The following is a 234-nucleotide window of genomic DNA, read 5'->3' as shown; positions in this document are numbered from 1 at the left end:
AACCAAACCGTTGAGAGCGTACAGCGGATGATTATTGAAGGGATCCGCGTGCGTTAACCTGCCGGCGGTAATGGACAGCTTAAATCACCTTCTTCGCACTGTAAGAGCGAGGCGAGAAACGCTTCGCGCTCGTTGGTTTTGTCCGTTAAACACTGGCTGGTGATCATCGACTGTATGCTGCCGCCTTCCGTGCCTGAACTGATCAATGCGCAGTCCGCATCGCGCAGGGTAATC

The 234-nt window shown here is 53.8% G+C and carries 1 protein-coding gene; it reads right to left on the bottom strand.

From position 1 onward, the window contains the following. Positions 1-53: 53 nt before the first annotated feature. A partial coding sequence (locus tag FDX22_RS23865; RefSeq protein WP_146717885.1) for a lysozyme inhibitor LprI family protein occupies positions 54-234 on the bottom strand: 181 nt, incomplete at its 5' end.

The sequence above is a fragment of the Citrobacter sp. TBCS-14 genome, assembly GCF_005280805.1.
GTDB lineage: Bacteria > Pseudomonadota > Gammaproteobacteria > Enterobacterales > Enterobacteriaceae > Citrobacter > Citrobacter gillenii.
The sequence above is the reverse complement of the archived record's forward strand: the minus strand, read 5'-3'. Positions and strand labels throughout refer to the sequence as shown.